We start from the raw sequence: 16467 nt of genomic DNA, 5'->3' as shown, positions 1-16467 counted from the left end.
GTGAGATCATTGATTATAGATGTCCAGCCATTGAGAAACGCGAAAATCTTAATAAATCATTCGTTGAAAGAAATGTAAAAAAAACGATTAAAAATATACTGTTTTTACCGGGATATAAGAAGAAAGCGAAAACTTTGCAGGAATTTGTTGATCGGAGTTTTCAGATTAGTGATATTTTTACGCCTGAAAATATTGAGAATGCAGGTAAAGAATATTCTAAGGTGTTTGTTGGAAGCGATATTGTTTGGGGACGCGATATTACAGATAACGATTATACTTATTTTTTGAATTTTATTGAGGATAAAAAGAAAAAATATGCTTTTGCATCGTCAGTTGGCGACTATGCTATTAGAGGGGATGAAAATCGTGTAGCTTTTTATTTAAATGATTTTCAGGGTATAGCAGTGCGAGAAAATGCTGCTGTAGAGTGGTTGAAATCTATTAATGGACCTAAAGCAGAATGGGTGTGTGATCCAACAATGTTATTAACAACAAAGGAATGGAACAATTATATAGTTCCTAATAATTATAATGGAAAATATGTACTTGTTTATTTTAGGGATCCACATTCAAAGAATTTAATGGATGCAAAAAAATATGCAAAAAAGAATAATTGCAAGGTTATATATATTAATTACGATATGCCTGTATCAGGGGTAAAAAATGTAAAACCGAAGTCATTAAATGAGTTTCTTGGTTTGATTTTTAATGCTCAGATGATATTTACTGCTTCATACCATGGAATGCTTTTCTCAATATATTACAATAAAGAATTTTTGTTTTATACACGAGCCCATAAATCAAGAGTTTTATCGTTGGCAAATCGAATCGGTGTTCAAGAAAACTGCGGAGATGAGGTCGATGTTTTGAACTATAAAAAAATCAACTACGCAATTGTTAATGATAATTTACAATCATTCAGGGAGGAGTCAATATCCATATTGACAAAAATGTTAAATGAGTAATGCTTTATTTTACAATCAGTTTCAGCCTGTTTGTTTTGATAAATGTACGGCATGTGGTAGTTGTATTCAGATATGTCCGAAAAAATGCATATCCTATAAAAAAAATGACTATGGAACTACCATTGCATTAAAGAATATGGAAGATTGTTGTGCATGTAATCTATGTGAACAAGCGTGTCCACAATTAAATGATTCGCCCTGGAATTATCCATTAGAAAGCTATGCAGCGTGGTCAATGGACAAAAATATCAGAGAAACCAGTGCATCTGGAGGTATAGCAACCGAGTTGTATAGATATTGTTCTGGTAATGGTTATTATTATTCAGGAGTGAAAATGAATGACAATTTATTACCGGAATATGGATTGTATAGTTCTGAAAAAGAATTCTTAGCGTTTCAAAATTCAAAATATGTACATAGTGATACTAAGACAGTTTATTTTGAAATTGGAGAATTGCTGAAACGTGATAAAAAAGTGCTATTTATTGGAATTCCTTGTCAAGTTGCTGGGCTGCAACAATACATCAAAACGAAAAAAATATCTGACAATAATTTAATTGTAGTTGATATAGTTTGTCATGGAACTACAGAAACACATATATTGCAAGAACACATTTCATTCATTGAAAAGAAATATAATAATACAACAACTGGTGTGTTTTTTAGGGATCCAGAAGAAGGAACACATACTTTTACTTTTTCACTAAAAAATGGGGAAAAAACCTATTATAAGAAAAAAGTACATAGGAATGATGCGTACCAAGTTGGATATCACTATGGGATAACCTATAGAGAAAATTGTTATAAATGTAAATATGCTAGAAGGGAAAGAGTTGGAGATCTTACAATTTCGGATTATTCCGGATTAGGTAAAGCAGCTTCATGCGATTATGGCCCACGAAATGTTTCTTGCATATTAGTAAATACCTTAAAAGGAAAGCAGATTTTTCTTGCAATAAAAGATGTATTAATACATGCTGATAAACGTCCTTTTTGTGTCTTTTGGTAAGCAGTATCCACCATATCCAAAACTCGGATTGTTATAATGCATTCCAATACGTGGATCAAGACAAACACCATTGATGATTTCCTGTGTGTTTAATCCTTTTGTTTCTGCATATGTATCAAGCTCATTAAAATAAGATACACGAAGTGCAAGATAAGTATTAGCAAAGAGTTTAACTGCCTCAGCTTCTGTAAATCCCATGAATAATGTATCGATATCTTCTTTGATTGCTCCCTGCTGAAGAAGAGAAGCGAAAATATGTGCTTTTTCGGCGGATTCTTCATCGCAAGAAACGATAATTCTTGAAGGATAGAGATTATCATAAAGAGCCTTAGATTCACGAAGAAACTCAGGGCTGAAGATAATGTTCTTTGTATTATATTTTGCTCTTATAGATGCAGTATAGCCAACCGGAATAGTAGATTTGATGACCATCATAGCGTTTGGATTTGTTCTTAATACTAATTCAATAACTGCCTCTACAGCTGAGCAGTCAAAGAAATTCTTTTTGCTGTCATAATTTGTTGGAGCTGCAATAACAACAAAATCAGCATTTTTGTAAGCTTCTTCGCCATCTAAAGTGGCAGTAAGATCAAGCTCTTTCTCAGCAAGATACATTTCAATGTAGTCGTCCTGGATAGGTGATTTTTTATTGTTAATCAGCTCTACTTTTTCTGGAATGATATCTACAGCAGTTACGTGATTGTGCTGTGCAAGAAGGGTAGCAATAGACAATCCTACATAACCGGTACCAGCGACAGCAATATTGTATTTTTTGTCTAAGTTTGCAGGGTTGGACGAAAGTACTTTTTCCTCTTCAAAGAAGTCAACTACTTCAAAATCAAGAACCTCTGCCATTGCCTGTAACTGATCGATAGTAGGAGTATAGTCATAGCTTTCCAAACGACTAATCATACCTCTGTTGATTCCGGTCAGTTCTGCAAGTTGAGCTTGAGTAAGTTTTTTTCCTTTTCTTTTAGCTGTAATAGTATCAGCCATTTTCTTTACAGATAACTTTTTCATATATATTCTCCAAATGTCATTTAAAATGGAATTTGTGATTGCAAGAGTAGCAATGCTAAATATGTCAGTAGAATAGCAAATGAAACACAATATGTCAATTATAAATAGAAATAAAATAAATATTCCATTTTAAAAGACAAACAAATGTCGCTTAAAATGGAATATGGATCATTTGTTATGAAGTTTATAGAATTCGCGTAGTTCCTTGGACTGTAATATTTCTAGATTAGATTGATCTTCACCAACAGCAATGTCATTTTGACTAACAATACCAATGACTCTTCCAAGAATTCTTACATGATCGTCTTCATGTTTTTCGCCAAATGGATATTTTGTGTTAAGAGATATAAGCTTATCATCAATGGCTCTTTTAACGACGGCTCCGTCGGCAGTAGTACAGATTACATCGTCTCCGTCAGTATGTTCCTGAGTGTATACGACATAAAGAAAATCACCATCATGGTATAGCGGTTCCATGCTTGCACCAGATACACGGATGATAGCATCTGCTAGTTCGCTATATGGATTGTTTTTTATAAATATTGGTTCTGCAGGAAGATCGTTAAAGTCACATCCAGTCCCTGCAGCAACAGCAGTTGCTTCCAGAGGAAGGATTCGATAAGAGGAGCGTAAGTATTCGTCCCTGGCATCAGTTTCTTCTTCATACATACTATTAACCATACGCGTTATGATTCTTTGGCTTACAGTACTAAGCTTACGGAATTGTGACAGCATGGTTTTTTCTTTTGTAGAAGGCTGCTCAGTAGACGGAATATTGAATAATTCAGATAATGGGATTCCAAGAAGCAGACAAAGTTCTCGGATATTATCAATATCTGGACGACTTTTATCAGTTTCCCAATTAATGATTGTATTACGTGATGTATTCATCATTTCCGCAAGACTATTTTGACTGAGACCTGCTTTATTACGATATTCCTTAATTACACCACCAAAAGACCAATCATTTTCTTTCATGGTTGGTTGATCAGTCATATGAATTTTTAATTTACTACTGATAGAAGTAATATTGCTTTTAGAAGATCCACTGTTTTTGGTATTTTTATCATTTTTACCCATGGCCTCTTACTCCAATTCTAAGTCAGATGGTTTACTTGAACTACTATTCATCTATACTGACATTGTCAGTATAGCACAAGAATATTGTGCATTGCAATAACTAAATGCAAAATAACATATAACTTTCTGCTTGAAATCGAACTGATGGTCGATTATAATAAAGCTACACGATCCCACTACAATAAATGATGAAGTAGGTGATGCTATTGGAATATACAATGATTAGAAATCTTATGGAAGGAGCACGGGGAGAAATAGTTGCTCTTCCTGTTTCTAGGAATACTGGAAACAAGGTTCCGGATGAAACCAGACCATATACTGCATTCGAGGTGTTGACGAACTTCTTCGGTGAAGATATGAAGCTGGTGCTTGGTAATTATATAAATATGGAATTGGAAACGATTCAAGATAAAGGAGCACTTAAGAATGCATCCAGTGCAAGGTTGCTTTCTTACTACTATAAAAAGAAAAAGGCACAGAAGGAAGCGGACGATGATGTAAATGAAGGCATGGAATATGGTGAGACATATCATACAGATGACGATGATGAAGAATATGTAATTGAAGATTATAATTACGAATCATCTGAAGCTGACGATGAGTCTGAAGAATAAAACTGAATGAAGTAGTCCCTTGGAAGGATGGCCAATCGTGGCTGTCCTTTCTTTTTTTGACTTTTTTTGACAAACCCCATACCAAACTACCGATTTCAAAGTGATTTAGTGAAAGCACTTATGAGGTGCTTTTGAAAATTTTTAGATGGAGCCGGAAAGCCGGCGAAGGAGGTAGCAATGATTTTAGTAGTAAGTGAGAAACCAAGTGTAGCACAGCAGATTGCCAAGGTCCTTGGGGCAAATGAGCGAAAGGACGGCTATATGGAGGGAGGTGATTACATTGTTAGCTGGTGCTTAGGCCATCTGGCAGAGTATGTTCCGCCTGAACATTATGATCCGAAATATAAGAACTGGAATTTTGATGATCTTCCTATTATCCCGGAACAGTGGGAGCTTTCTGTTGCATCGGATAAAAGGGACCAATTTAATGAGCTGAAGAGCCTTTTCAATCGTTCCGATGTAGCGTTTGCAGTCAATGCCTGTGATGCCGGACGAGAGGGAGAACTTATCTTTAAGAGAGTATATGACCTTTCAGAATCAAGACTTCCTGTAAAACGTCTGTGGATCAGTTCTATGGAGGATCGTGCAATCGCAGATGGCTTTGCACATCTTAAGGATGCCAGTGAATATGCAGGTCTTTCTGATGCTGCGGTGTGCAGAGCAAAGGCTGATTGGCTTGTGGGTATGAATGCAACCAGAGCATACACTTCAGTCTATTCCAGAACACTTCGTGTAGGACGAGTTCAGACACCGACTCTTGCCATGTTGGTGGAACGTGATCGACAGATCAGGGATTTCATTAAGGAAAAATACTATCTGGTACATGTGAAGGCAGAGGGTCTTGATCTGGTAAGCCCGAAGCTTACTGATGCAGGTATGGCAAGAGATATGCTTTCTATGGTGGATGGGGCTGATGCTCATATCAGTCTTGTTGATACTCAGACTAAGCGTATTAACCCGCCTAAGCTCTATGATCTGACCACTCTTCAGAGGGTAGCGAACAGATACTATGGCTATACGGCAAAAGAAACATTGGATGCAGCCCAGGCTTTATATGAAGCAAAATTGATCACTTATCCGAGAACAGACAGCCAGTTTATTACCGAGGACATGAGAGGTTCTTTTGCGGATTTCATTAAAAGGATCCAGGAATATTCTCTTTTAAAAGAACTTGGTGTATTTGAGGTTTCTGACGATGGTGTAAATCAGGTGATTAATAATGCAAAAGTGTCTGATCATCATGCAATTATTATCACAAATGATTTCTTTGATTGTGATGAAAATGATCTCTCAGAAAAACAGCTTAATATTCTTCACTTGATCTGGACTCGTATGGTGATGGCTGTGGCTGCGCCTTACATCTACAACGAAACGGCAGTGCATGCGGAGTGTGCTGGCAATGCTTTTTCACAGAAGCTTAAATGCGTTGTGGATATGGGCTGGAAAAACCTTGAGGGATTAGACCATGAAGTAAAAAAACAGTCTGAAGAGGATGATGTTAAAGATGCACCGGTATCAGTTCATGAAGGGGATTACTTCCATTCTGTTACAGGAGCACTTTCAGAGCATTTTACAACAGCTCCAAAGGCATTTACAGAAGATACATTACTTCAGGCTATGGAGCGTGCAGGAAATAAAGAGTTTGATTCTGAGACAGAAAAGAAGGGACTTGGAACACCTGCAACCAGGGCATCAATTATCGAAAAGCTTGTTCATTCAGGGTATGCCAGAAGAAAAGGAAAGCAGATTGTATCTACAGAAGAAGGCGAGGAGATGATTGAAGTTCTCCCGGATATGCTGAAGTCTGCTTCTTTGACTGCAAACTGGGAAAATCAGCTGCTTGATATGGAGCATGGATCTATGGATCCAGACCAGTTTATGAGAGGAATCCGAGGTTTGATTGGGTCTGTATTAAACGGATGCGAATTGATAGCTGAGGATGAAAGGCAGCGTTTTCGTATCCTGGATAGTATTGGTACTTGTCCGAAATGCGGGAGCCTGGTATTCGAAGGCAGACGCAATTTTTACTGTGTGAACAAGGAATGCAGCTTTACTCTCTGGAAGGATAATTATTATCTGACAAATATGAATAAACGTGTGGATGCACGTATGGCAGCCGAAATGCTGAAGTCAGGTCGCACTCACTGTAAGGATCTGTGTTCTTCAAAGACGGGGAACTTATTTGCTGCTGATATTGTAATGGATGCCTCTGGAGAAAAGGTCCAGTTCAATCTGGAATTCCCAAAGAAATATGATAAATCGCAGAGAAAGGGTAAGCGTAAATAAAGATGGAATTTAAAACATTTGCAGAGTCAGTTCAGGAGGCCGTGAAAAGCGGCCTTCCTGAAGAATATAAAGATGCAACGATTCGATTAGCTGAGAATTATAAACTGAATGAGCATTATACAGGTCTTTCGGTACAGCGTCCTGATCAGATTGTATCTCCAACCATTAATCTGAATGCTTTCCATGAGCAGTATGAGAATGGACGTGATTTTGATGAAATTGTTGATCAGATTATGGATACCATTACAGCGCAGCCGCAGCTGGATGTTAGCCTGGATAACTTACTGACATATGATAAAAGTAAGCTTTTTATCCGTGTAAGTAATCTTGAAAACAATCAGGAAGCATTAGAAAATGCGCCTTTTACAAAAGTGGAAAACCTTGCAATTACTTATCATTTAGTTGCAGCACAGGGAGAGGAAGGCATCGCCTCTACAATGGTCACATATCCACTTCTTGAAACACTTGGAGTTACAAAAGAGCAGCTTCACCAGGATGCAATGGAAAACAGTCCTAAGCTTTTTCCAGCTAAAATCGCTTCTATGGAGGAGGTTATGAAGGAAATGATGAGCAAGGACATGCTTGCTTCAGGCCTTAACCAGGAGGAAGTCGATGTCATGCTTGAGGAGATGATTCCCATGGGACAGAATCCCATGACAGTCATTACAAATGACCAGTCCATTAATGGTGCGGCAGTCATGTTTTATCCTAATGTTTTCGAGCAGCTTGGAGAAAAACTGGAGGGTAATTTCTTTATTCTCCCGTCCAGTGTACATGAATGTCTTGTTATTCCTGATAACGGAGAAATGTCTTTTCAGGAACTTAAGGCAATGGTTGTGGAAATCAATGCAACACAGGTTGCGCCTGCAGATCGACTTGCCGATGAAGTTTATCACTATGATACACAGGATCATGTATTTGAGAAAGCAGAACGCTTCGAAACACGAATGCAGGAGAAGGAAGCAGCAAGAGCAAAAACTGCAAATAAGGAGCACGGCGACGTGGGCGAGAAAAAGTCTGTTCTTGGCCGATTAAGTCAAAAGAAAGAGCAGGTGGCAGCTCAGCCAAAGAATCCTGTAAAAGAAGCTGCGAAGCAGCATAAGAACGACATCTCAATCTAATCAAATTGCATGATTTTTCATTAAAAGATGTTTAGAAGGCCACTTGAAGTTAAAGATTGATTTGCAATCTGGTTACTTTAGGTGGCCATTTTATTAGCAGGTCAGACATGGCAGGAAGGAGTTATATGCCAGAGAAGGAAACGATGGCAAATGGAACTAATAAAAAGAACGATTTATTATCTCAGACTTTGGAGCAGTTAGAACAAGGCGTTCAGGATTTTATGAGTAGTGAAAAAATTGTTGAGTATCTGAAATGTGTTTCATCATTTTATCGATATTCCGTAAATAATACGATATTAATCGCAGCTCAGGATCCGGAAGCAACGATGGTTGGCTCTTTTACATTTTGGAAATCAAAGGGCAGATTTGTTGAACGTGGGCAGAAGGGTATAAAAATAATCGCACCTGCACCTGTCAAGCAGAAGGTTGAAGTAGAAAAAATAGATCCAAATACTGGTGAGATTATTATGGATGCTAATGGTAAGCCGGAGAAGGTTGAGGTAGAAAAGACAATTCCACGATTCAAAGTGGTTACAGTATTTGATGTTCGTCAGACTGGTGGTGAGCCATTACCAGAACTGGATATTCACGAATTGGATGCAAAGGTTGATAACTTTATGGATTTTATGATAGCCATACAGAAAGTTTCTCCAGTACCTATTCGCTTCGCAGAGATTGATGGTGAAGCTAAAGGATACTATCACCTGATTGATAATGAAATAGTGATTCAATCAGGAATGAGTGAGAGCCAGACGATAAAAACCTGTATTCATGAGGTGGCACATGCATGGCTTCATAACAGAGAATTGATGAAACAGCAAGGTATTGTAAAAGATGCACAGACAAAAGAGACAGAGGCAGAAGGTGTTGCTTTTTGCGTATCTACAGCATTTAAAATTGACACTTCTTCTTATTCATTTCCTTATATTGGATCCTGGAGTTCAGGAAAGGAACTAAAAGAATTAAAAGCCTCTATGGATACCATTCGTGTAACCGCAGGTGAAATGATTGATCAGATTCAGGAGCAGTTAGAGATTTTGGAGCAGGAAAGAGTTGAATTAAAAGCAAAAGAAATTGAACAGCTTGCCAGAGACATAGATCAATTTGCATATGATTATGATACCTATGAATATCGTGATTCTGTTGAAAATCCGGAGACTGGTGTTGAAGTAGTAAAAGCAGCGATTATTGCCGGAGAAATCCATGAGATCCGAGAATGGTTACAGGAGGCTGCTGATAATATTGATCTCCCGGAGGATGCGGAGGCAGCCAAAGAATTATTATCACGTTTGGAATCAAGCGTAGAGAATGTCACTTCTGGACAAGTTGTCCAAAAGCAAAATGAGGAATTACCAACTGAGCTGGCGATTGAGGCAAGTGATAAGTTCCTTTATGTACAGGAAACGGAAGAAGGCTATGATTACACTGTGTATGATTCCAATTTTCATGAAATAGATGGTGGCGTATTAGCAGATGAGGGAATAACTATAGAAGCAGTCAGGGACAATCTGATGAATGAATATGGACTCACAGGCCAGTCTCATCCTGTGGACATAGAATACTTGCAGGAAGTTGTTGAGCAAACTGAGCAAGCAGCCATATCATCGGCAAGGAATACTGTGTTTACGCCTGATAAAATATCTTTTTATGTTGCCGAATGTGCAGAATTTCCAGTGTTGGGAGAGTATCATGAGAATCTTTCGCTTGATGAAGCACTTTTATATTTTGAGAAAATTCCAGCTGATAGAATGAATGGTGTCAAAGGAATTGGTTTTGAATTAAAAGACAACAGTGACTATGAAGGAAGATTTGATCTTCTTGTAGGAAATCATATTCAGAGGGATATCATTGATACCATTCCATATTATCGAGATCATCCTTTGATTCAGAGCGCTATGAAAAAACTGGAAGACTATCAGAGAGAAGCTTCTGGACAAATTGTCCAAAAGTCTGCCGAACAGATTGCTGATGCGGTAGATGGTAAAAAATCAGTGTTAGGCAGGCTGTCAGCAAATAAAGAAACCATTAAGGCACAGCAATCAGCAAATAAAACAAAAACACAGCAGCGCAGTAAGGGAGGGCAGGAACTTGGCTAAGATTCAATTTGAACAGGATGAGTATTTAACCATGGCCATGTTTGAAGATAAAACACGAACAAAGACCATGCAGGGCATGAGGGAATGCCTGCAATTTATTAAAGAAGATCAGGAGCTTACAGAAATTGTGAAAAGTACAATACGTAAGATGAAGAGCATAACAGATGAGGAATTCAAAGCTATTGATTTAGCTCCATATAAGCAGGAAGAAGGTGAGTCATGAATATCCATCATTATATGATCTATAGGCGAAAAGATTATAATTCTCAGGCATATAATCGTTTCAGGATGTATGGAGGTCAGGCAGATCGCTATGATGTGCGTATAGAGAATTATAAGCAGGTATATTTTGACATTTGCAGTGAGCAAGATAGTGCGCGTAAAATCAGAGCAGCTCTTGAAAATACAGGGAAATATAAGCTTGGTATTGGAGACGTAATTGCTGTAAATCATGCCGGTATTGTAACTGCATATTATGTAGAAGCAGATTCCCTTAGAGTGATCCCTGGTTTTATCAGACATTCCTCTGGTGGAGCAATGATTGATCTGGATACCAGAAATTACAGAGTGAAAGGCAAAGCAGGTGAGTGGGATGCTTGTGATCAGCTTTTAATTGATGGGAAACATTTTTATCTAATGGAGAGTACAGAATTTAGAAATGCTGCTTCTTTTCTGATCCTGGATGCCTATGGCCGAATGGTTATGGACAACAATAAAAATGGATTTGATAAAGATGCATTAGCTGTGATTCGCACTTATATGTCAGGGGCACATCCTCGTTTGGAATCTGATGTTGAAGTAATAGCTCCGACAGATGAAGCAAAGAAAAGTGAAATGAATCTACAGGAGCAGAGAAAAGCGGAAATCCTTGCAAAGATGTCTCAGATGCCTAACGGAGAAAAGTTCTTGTTATATCAGAAATATTCAGAGAATGGTATGTATGAAAGGGCTTCTGAAAGTGCAGGAGAACAAAATTATGATATGATCGATGGCAACCACAATAATAGCGTCGCAGTAAGTCAGACGCAGGAGCCGGAACATAAAGGTACTTCTGGACAAGTTGTCCAAAAGTCAGAGAAGGTTAAAACTGAAACGAGACCACCGGTAAAGAAAGGGTTTATCCCACCATATCAGAGAGTTTCAATTATATTAAGACTCAGGCAGAAACAGAATGAAGTGGCAAAGAAATATGGCAAACCGGAGCCTTTCCAGAATATGGACCAGGAATTAGCTCTTGGTGGCAAACGATAATTATGTTCATAAAGATAGCCCGGTAGGATTAAAACCTATCGGGCTATAGCTGTTATTAGATATCTGTAGCTTGTATTTCTTTAGCAAGTCGAAGAATGAGATCCTGTTTTTTAGGATTGGTTTCGATAATGATGGAATTAAAATCACGTGCAAATTCAGATAAAGCAGGCTGCATACTCTCGTCTGTTTCATTTTTGCAGATTTCTGTCTTATCCAATCTTAGTTTATTTAATGCAGCAACTGCTTCTTCGGAGTTACTGGAAAGATTATGTAATGCATAAGCATAAGAGCATAATACTTCATTTAAAAAAGAGTTCTTAAAAGTTAATCTTGCTGAAGATGGGATAGGATTTCCAGAGTCGTCCAGATCATATTGCACATCCATATTTAACTGTTCACGAATGAAATCCAATAAAGAGATAAAGTCCTGAGTTTTCTGCAAGTCAGGAGTAATCAATTCGTTACTGCTTATGCCTAATGCAGCTGCAATCTTTATGAGCTGATCAGCTTTTGGATTTCTATCGCCAGCTTCATATTTTCTGATAGCAGGAATACTGATTTCAGATAATGCAGATAACTGATCCTGAGTCAGATTAAAATCATTTCTTAATTTTTTGATTTTTTCATTTATAGTCATAAGATTTTTCCTTCTTTCATGCCTTGTATGAGTAGTATAGCATAAACAATCAGAAAAAGATATAAAAATATTGGGGAAAATAAACTTTGACAAATACAAATGTATAAATTACAATAGAGATACAAATGTATATCATAGAAATGAAAAGGAGAGATACTATGAATGGGATTGACAGAAATGAATTGGTCGATTTGAAAGACGTAACGATAAAAACTAATCTTCCGGTTGAGGAGAGAATAAAAGATTATATAGAACAGATTAAAAATCCATATTGTTATCTTTGTAATGGAGTAGTAGTAAAAATCAGTTTCACTGGTAAAAAGAGATTAGATGATTGCCTGAGTAGCTATATACAATTCGCAGGAGGTAATACGCTTGCGGATCTTCTTACCGTAGGGAAGGAGGCTTCATGATATGTGCAAGGTCTATGTAATCTCAAACCAAAAGGGAGGCACTGGAAAAAGTACCTTGAGTGTAAATATTGCAATTGGATTGGCACGTCTGGGTAAGAAGGTCTTACTTATAGATGCTGATAGCCAGGGAAGTGCTTCAGTAAGTCTTGGTTTTCAGGAGCCGGATCGAATGGATATTACCCTTGCAAAGTTAAATTCCTATGATGATCTGTTTGGTACAGCTGAGGCTGGCTGTTCTGACGTTGTAGATGTTCCACTTGTGGAATTGTATGAGTTTAAGAACCATCCATTTAAAATAGTGGATGATGAAAGCATGTTAGAGCTTGCACAGAGTATACGTCTTCATGGTGTAATGGTCCCTGCAATTGTCCGAAAAAGAGCAGAAGGTGGTTTTGAATTAGTTTCGGGACATAGGAGAAAAAGAGCATCGGAACTTGCTGGTAAGAAAACTCTGCCGGTATATATCAGAAGCTATGATGATGACGAAGCAATCTGGACAATGGTGGATTCAAATCTGCAAAGAGAAAATATTCTTCTAAGTGAAAAGGCCAGAGCATATCAGATGAAATATGAAGCTTTGAAGCATCAAGGAATACAGGCAGGTGGAAATACATTAGATAAAATTGGAGCGACAGCTAACGAAAGCGGAAAGACCATTCAGAGATATATATGGCTTGCACGGCTATCAGATGAGTTATTAGAAATGGTAGATAAGAAAAGAATTCCTTTTGGCCAGGGAGTGGATATTTCATTTTTGAATTCTGATGAGCAGACATGGGTGTATCGAGTTTTAGATTCTTCCAAGGCTAGGATTACATCGACAGCAAGTAAGAGATTGAAAATCTTATCTCAGACTAATGAATTGACGGAGGAAGAGGTAAGGAATTTATTGCTTTCTCCAATAGTGAAAAGAAAACCATTAACAATTGGAGTAGAAAAATTGGCAAAGTATTTTCCGGAGGATATGGATGCTGCTCAAATGGAAGACACTATTCTTAATTTGTTAGAGAAATGGAAAGAAAAATACGAGTAGAAAGAGGGTGAACTGATGAACACAACTGCCATAGAGTTTGACTATTTTTATGGGATGGAGTCTCAGCAGTTCGCCTTTTATCGTATTCCAAAGATGCTTGTGAAGGATGAACGTTTTAAGAAAGTATCAAATGATGCAAAGCTATTATATGGACTTCTTCTGGATAGAATGTCTTTGTCTCAGAAAAATGGATGGTTCGATGATAAGAATAGAGCCTATATTATTTACACCATCGACGAAATAGCAGAGGATCTTGGTATTGGTCATGAAAAAGCAGGTAAGATTTTAGGAGCATTAGATTCTAAGAAAGGAATCGGATTGGTAGAAAGGGTAAGAAGAGGACAGGGCAAACCGGATATTATATATGTGAAAAATTTTGTATTGCCACAGAAAAAAGCGTCTATTGGGCAGGGGAAATCTATGGATATGGCTCAGAAATCTGAAAATCAGACTTCTAGAGATGAATGTTTTTCAGAAATCCGAAAACCAGATTTCTTGACATCTGAAAATCAGATTTCTGGAAATCCGAATATCAGATCCCTAGACATCCGAAATTCAGACGCAAATTATAATATACATAATTATACTGATATGAATTATCCTGATCCTATCTATCAATCTACTGAGGATGCATTGAATGCTATGGGTGTATTACCGCCGGCAGAATATAAGAGAAGTAATGGATTGAATTACGATTCCGGATTCCGCATTGGATCTGGTGTTGGTTGGTCTCCAACATCTGTAAACCGAATTCTGGCAAATGAAATATATATCGGAACAATGGTTCAGGGTACAAATAGAAAAATCAGTTACAAGATTAAACAGACAAGAGCCGTTCCAAAGGAGGACTGGATACGAGTCGAAAATACTCACGAACCTATTGTCTCGAAAGAGATTTTTGAAGAGGTTCAGAGATTACTCCTTTTTGATACGAGAACTTCTCCCGATGAAGACGCAGTTTATCTTTTTTCCGGCTTAGTTGTTTGTGGTGACTGTTGGCAGAACATGGTCCGGAGAAGAGTATCCAAGGGCAGGAAGAAATATAGTTATTTTCATTGTAGTACTTATAAGAGCGGCAAGGGCTGTTCCTCACATTTGTTTAGTGCAAAGCAGTTGGAGGAGATAGTTACAGAAACTGTTCAAAAGCAGATTTCACTTTTTTTAAAAGCTCAAAGCATTATAGAGACTATAGATCAGATTCCACAAGAACAATCAAGAGTGAAGGTGATCGTTCAACAGATGGAAGAATTACAAAAAGAGATTGATCGTTACCGTGGGTTTAAGACAAAAGCTTATGAAGACATGTTGGAAGGTATCATTGATAAAGATGAATTTGTCTTTATGAAACGAACATTTACAGACAAAATCAATGCAGCGGAGGCCAGATATAAGCATTTACAGATAGAAAAAGCAACTGCGATATCAGACAAGCAACGACTGAAACCATGGGTAGAAAATCTGAAGCAATATCAGAATATCGAAAAATTGGAGCGGCCAATTGTAGTTGCTCTGATAGAACAAATCATTGTATATGACAAAGAAAATATAGTGATAAAAATGCATTTTGAAGATGAAATGCAGGATGTGATCCGTATGGCAGAAGCAGCTTCAGAAGAATTTGCAAGTGAGGAGATGAAGGGATGCGTGTAGTTTGTTATACAAGATTTACTTCTTGTCTGTTTGGCGAAGAGAATTCTCCTGACATTATCAATCAGCAAAATCAGAGAATAAAAGAATTTGTAAAAAGCAAAGGGTATAAATTGCAGACAAGATATTCTGACCGCAAGCAGGACATAAATGCAGATGATGCATTTACAGAAATGTTAAACGATGGTCTGGCCAGAAAGTATGATCTGGTCATCGTTGATTCGTTATATAGAACTGGTAAAAATTTATGGTTTGCAAGAGAAATGCTTCTGCAGACATTTTATCCGGCAGGAATTCATTTTGCTGTGATAGAAGACAATTTCTGCAGCATTTCGAAAACTTATGATGAGGTTGAAGCATTCTTTGAGGAGAAGGTAAGCCAATATCATCAGGAAACTATTCGGAGGAGAATTATAGATCGACACAAGCAAGGTCTTCTTTGCTGGAACGATTTGAAATATGGTTATCAAATGACAGAGGATTATCAGATGCTGATCAACCCAGAGACAGCACCGGTGGCAGAAATGGATCAGGCTGTTTGCCAGACAATTCTTAGTGCAAGGGAACAGGCTTTAAAAATAAAGGCAAAGCTTGAGGAAGATGGAGGGAAGGAAATGACTTCTCGCCTGTCAGTTTACGAAAAAGAAATCAGAGATCTTGCTTATAAGCTTGCAGAATTAGAAAAGGAGCGTCTTCAGATATATATCAACCAGGATGAAGATAATAGTCGTCAATTAGAATTAAAGGCTGAGGTAGAAGCAATTGAGAAAATAATTTCTAGTGATCGAGAAAAAATGAAGACTCTCCGAAAGGCATATTCTTTAGAAAATCCTAGATTGAAACTGTATCTGGAAGTAGATCCACTGAAATTACGATTAATGGAGCGAAGTACTATTCGAAAATATCTGGGCAAAGTTGTTATGGATGTTGTGACTATTAAGAGAGTGGAGTTATTACACTCGGAATGGCTATTGTATTTTCCAAAAGAATGGAGGGAGACAGATGGCTCGAAAAAGTAGAAAACAGATTGTGCCGGAGAAGGAGACGGTAGAGCAGGTTATCTCAATTAACGAGTTGTCTGCACGAGCAAACGCATTGCCTACGGCAGCATATATAAGATTATCAGTAGAGAATAGCGGACACGATTCTGATGATACTATCCAGACACAGATTTCATTAGTAGAATCGTATATCAATTCACATGAGGAATTATCTCTTATAGAAACCTATGTGGATAATGGTTTTACTGGAACCAAGTTTGTTGAGGTAAGATAACGATACCTTTTTTGCAGAGG

Annotated in this window: 15 protein-coding genes and 1 pseudogene; 13 read left to right on the top strand and 3 right to left on the bottom strand. The window is 37.7% G+C overall.

The features are described from left to right. The first annotated feature begins 5 nt into the window (after positions 1-5). Both GKG41_RS10360 and GKG41_RS10355 read left to right on the top strand, forming a co-directional pair. Positions 6-965 (top strand): polysaccharide pyruvyl transferase family protein, encoded by a 960-nt coding sequence (locus tag GKG41_RS10360; protein WP_347563322.1) that lies wholly within the window; start codon positions 6-8, stop codon positions 963-965. Continuing rightward, entirely contained in the window at positions 958-1974 is a 1017-nt protein-coding gene (locus GKG41_RS10355; protein WP_154258406.1) for a Coenzyme F420 hydrogenase/dehydrogenase, beta subunit C-terminal domain, read from the top strand. The genes GKG41_RS10360 and GKG41_RS10355 overlap by 8 nt, the downstream gene beginning before the upstream one ends. On the opposite strand, the pseudogene GKG41_RS10350 reads toward GKG41_RS10355, so the two are convergent. Together GKG41_RS10350 and GKG41_RS10345 are read right to left on the bottom strand one after the other, a co-directional pair. Continuing rightward, positions 1954-2994: pseudogene (locus GKG41_RS10350) on the bottom strand (nucleotide sugar dehydrogenase); the annotation flags it as partial. The gene GKG41_RS10355 and the pseudogene GKG41_RS10350 overlap by 21 nt on opposite strands. Positions 2995-3162: 168 nt before the next feature. Continuing rightward, on the bottom strand, positions 3163-4074 hold the full coding sequence (locus tag GKG41_RS10345) for an XRE family transcriptional regulator (RefSeq protein ID WP_154258405.1): 912 nt from the start codon (positions 4072-4074) through the stop codon (positions 3163-3165). Positions 4075-4280: 206 nt separating this feature from the next. Between GKG41_RS10345 and GKG41_RS10340 the strand changes: the two genes are divergently transcribed. The 6 genes from GKG41_RS10340 to GKG41_RS10315 all read left to right on the top strand — a co-directional run bounded on the left by GKG41_RS10340 (position 4281) and on the right by GKG41_RS10315 (position 11442). Beyond that, positions 4281-4688 carry a hypothetical protein gene (locus GKG41_RS10340; protein ID WP_154258404.1) on the top strand — a complete coding sequence of 136 codons (408 nt, stop codon included), beginning with the start codon at positions 4281-4283 and terminating at the stop codon, positions 4686-4688. Positions 4689-4865: 177 nt separating this feature from the next. Then, positions 4866-6974: a DNA topoisomerase 3 gene (locus tag GKG41_RS10335; protein WP_154258403.1), complete on the top strand. Its 2109-nt coding sequence runs from the start codon at positions 4866-4868 to the stop codon at positions 6972-6974. 2 nt (positions 6975-6976) lie between these two features. Beyond that, positions 6977-8095, top strand: coding sequence for a DUF5688 family protein (locus GKG41_RS10330; protein ID WP_154258402.1), 1119 nt, complete (start codon positions 6977-6979; stop codon positions 8093-8095). A 125-nt stretch (positions 8096-8220) separates the two neighbouring features. Then, positions 8221-10191, top strand: coding sequence for an LPD16 domain-containing protein (locus GKG41_RS10325; protein WP_173015582.1), 1971 nt, complete (start codon positions 8221-8223; stop codon positions 10189-10191). Next, positions 10184-10414: a transposon-transfer assisting family protein gene (locus tag GKG41_RS10320; RefSeq protein ID WP_154258400.1), complete on the top strand. Its 231-nt coding sequence runs from the start codon at positions 10184-10186 to the stop codon at positions 10412-10414. The genes GKG41_RS10325 and GKG41_RS10320 overlap by 8 nt, the downstream gene beginning before the upstream one ends. After that, positions 10411-11442: a DUF4316 domain-containing protein gene (locus GKG41_RS10315; RefSeq protein WP_154258399.1), complete on the top strand. Its 1032-nt coding sequence runs from the start codon at positions 10411-10413 to the stop codon at positions 11440-11442. The genes GKG41_RS10320 and GKG41_RS10315 overlap by 4 nt, the downstream gene beginning before the upstream one ends. Positions 11443-11497: 55 nt before the next feature. On the opposite strand, the gene GKG41_RS10310 is transcribed toward GKG41_RS10315, so the two are convergent. Next, on the bottom strand, positions 11498-12079 hold the full coding sequence (locus GKG41_RS10310) for a helix-turn-helix transcriptional regulator (protein WP_154258398.1): 582 nt from the start codon (positions 12077-12079) through the stop codon (positions 11498-11500). Positions 12080-12237: 158 nt separating this feature from the next. On the opposite strand from GKG41_RS10310, the gene GKG41_RS23285 reads away from it, so the two are divergent. Genes GKG41_RS23285 through GKG41_RS10285 form a run of 5 tightly spaced genes read left to right on the top strand, consistent with a single transcriptional unit; the run spans position 12238 to position 16447 of the window. Continuing rightward, complete coding sequence (locus GKG41_RS23285; protein ID WP_194167092.1) at positions 12238-12492, top strand: DUF6870 family protein; 255 nt, start codon at positions 12238-12240, stop codon at positions 12490-12492. A 1-nt stretch (position 12493) separates the two neighbouring features. Continuing rightward, entirely contained in the window at positions 12494-13525 is a 1032-nt protein-coding gene (locus GKG41_RS10300; RefSeq protein WP_154258397.1) for a ParB/RepB/Spo0J family partition protein, read from the top strand. A gap of 15 nt (positions 13526-13540) precedes the next feature. After that, on the top strand, positions 13541-15175 hold the full coding sequence (locus GKG41_RS10295) for a replication initiator protein A (protein WP_154258396.1): 1635 nt from the start codon (positions 13541-13543) through the stop codon (positions 15173-15175). Beyond that, positions 15166-16191, top strand: a complete 1026-nt coding sequence (locus GKG41_RS10290; RefSeq protein ID WP_154258395.1) for a recombinase family protein — start codon at positions 15166-15168, stop codon at positions 16189-16191. Before GKG41_RS10295 ends, GKG41_RS10290 begins: the two co-directional genes overlap by 10 nt. Further along, on the top strand, positions 16175-16447 hold the full coding sequence (locus GKG41_RS10285; RefSeq protein WP_154258394.1) for a hypothetical protein: 273 nt from the start codon (positions 16175-16177) through the stop codon (positions 16445-16447). The genes GKG41_RS10290 and GKG41_RS10285 overlap by 17 nt, the downstream gene beginning before the upstream one ends. Positions 16448-16467: the final 20 nt, after the last annotated feature.

Source organism: Lactonifactor sp. BIOML-A5 (assembly GCF_009677585.1).
In the GTDB taxonomy this organism is placed as follows: Bacteria; Bacillota; Clostridia; order Lachnospirales; family Lachnospiraceae; genus Lactonifactor.
This window is presented reverse-complemented; position numbering and strand designations above follow the sequence as displayed.